We start from the raw sequence: 1,812 nt of genomic DNA on the forward strand, positions 1-1,812 counted from the left end.
CGACGAGATCAGCCCCGACACCTGTCGCTTCTGGGACGCGAAAACCGGTGAGAGCCTCGACAAGGACGTCTTCCGCTTCGACAGGGGCGACCTCATCAGGGCCTACGAGGAGCTCTACAGGAGGCTCACCGGAGCTTAGCCTCGTAGGCTATGAAGACGGTGTAGCAACCTTTCTCGTCTTCCCCTATCACTATTCTCCTCAGCCCTGTCCCGTATTCGCTCACAGCTTTATCAACGAGTCCGGGCAGGTTCTCAAGGAGGGCCTTTTTCTTTACGGTCAGCCCATTGGACCACCGGGAAAGATTGGAAAGGGAGTTTAAAGGCTTACCCCGTAGTTCTCCACCCTTATCCCCGGGCCCTCCGCTACAGTTCCGAGCTCAAAGCTCTCGTAGTGTCTGTTAAGGATGTCAAGTGCTTCCTCCTTCTCCTCCTGCGGCACTATGGCCACCATGCCAACTCCCATGTTGAAGACCTTGAACATCTCCTCCAGCGAGACGCCGTTCTCGTGGATGAGCCTGAAGATTCCCTCGACTGGGGGCATCTCCAGCGAGAACCCGTAGCCAGTCAGGCGCTTCAGGTTGAGCAGTCCCCCGCCGGTTATGTGGGCCAATCCGTGGACTTCAACGCTCTCAAGGAGTTCCAAAACGGGTTTGACGTATATCCTCGTGGGCTCCAAGAGCCACTCCCAGAGCTTCCTGCCTTCATACTCGTAGTCGAGGCCGTATTTTGGAACCAAAAGCTTCCTCGCGAGGGTTAAACCGTTGGAGTGGATTCCTGAACTTGAGATTCCTATGACGGCATCGCCGGGCCTTATCCTCTCGCCGGTTATGACCTTGCCCTTCTCAACGACTCCGACTGCAGTTCCTGCCAGATCGAAGCCGTTGATGAGGTCGGGCATAACCGCCGTCTCACCACCAACTATCGCTATACCGGCCTGCCTCGCCCCTTCGTAGAGGCCCTTACCAATCTCGGCGAAGACCCCCTCATCCGGCTCCCTGACGGCGAGGTAGTCAACTAAAGCTACCGGCTCTGCCCCGACGCAGAGCAGATCGTTGACGTTCATCGCTATCATGTCTATTCCTATCGTATCGAACTTTTCAACCGCTTCAGCCACGAGCACCTTGGTTCCAACACCGTCGGTCGTCATGGCCAGATAAAGGCTTCCGAAGTCGAGCAGAGCCGAGTAGTGGCCAAGATCTTCGGCAGGTTCTCCGATTTTTCCCTTTCTGAACCCGAAAGTTGCCCTTGCGAGTGAGATTATACTTCTCAAGGCCCTCGAAGTCTTCTCCTCATCAACGCCAGCCTGGGCGTAGGTCAGCATGAGCACCACCGCTACACCCTACCTCAGGTTCTTTAAAAACTTTGCCATTTTTCTGCTTAAAAAGGCTTAAATATATCCATCTTTTAACATTTTAACGTCAATCAATGAGGTGGTGCTCATGGTTGGCCTGAGAGACGAACTCGGAACCGCCACAACAGATTCAGCCCAGAGAATACTCCTCCTCGGGAGCGGTGAGCTCGGGAAGGAGATAGCGATTGAGGCTCAAAGGCTCGGCGTTGAGGTTATAGCGGTCGATAGGTACGCCAACGCTCCAGCGATGCAGGTTGCCCATAGAGCTTACGTGGGCGAGATGAGGAATGCAGACTTCCTCTTCTCGGTCGTCGAGAGGGAGAAGCCCGATGCAATAATCCCGGAGATAGAGGCTATAAACCTCGATGCACTCTTTGAGCTTGAGAAGGACGGCTACTTTGTCGTTCCGAACGCGAAAGCAACGTGGATTGCCATGCACCGCGAGCGCACCAGAGAGACCC

The 1,812-nt window shown here is 54.9% G+C and carries 3 protein-coding genes; 2 read left to right on the forward strand and 1 reads right to left on the reverse strand.

Annotated elements, in window-relative coordinates:
* The coding region (locus MVB78_RS02620) for a phosphoribosylaminoimidazolesuccinocarboxamide synthase (RefSeq protein ID WP_297487556.1) at nt 1-139 on the forward strand (139 nt) is incomplete at its 5' end.
* A gap of 177 nt (nt 140-316) precedes the next feature.
* On the opposite strand, the gene purM is transcribed toward MVB78_RS02620, so the two are convergent.
* Nucleotides 317-1,321, reverse strand: coding sequence for a phosphoribosylformylglycinamidine cyclo-ligase (purM, locus tag MVB78_RS02625; protein ID WP_297487558.1), 1,005 nt, complete (start codon nt 1,319-1,321; stop codon nt 317-319).
* Nucleotides 1,322-1,439: 118 nt separating this feature from the next.
* Between purM and MVB78_RS02630 the strand changes: the two genes are divergently transcribed.
* On the forward strand, nt 1,440-1,812 hold a 373-nt coding region (locus MVB78_RS02630), incomplete at its 3' end, for an NAD(P)-dependent oxidoreductase (protein WP_367270983.1).

Source organism: Thermococcus sp. (genome assembly GCF_026991495.1).
GTDB lineage: Archaea > Methanobacteriota_B > Thermococci > Thermococcales > Thermococcaceae > Thermococcus.

What these genes read in the sequence shown, in the direction of transcription:
- purM (WP_297487558.1), bottom strand. Translation starts at nt 1,321, where the DNA reads ATGCTGACCTACGCCCAGGCTGGCGTTGATGAGGAGAAGACTTCGAGG.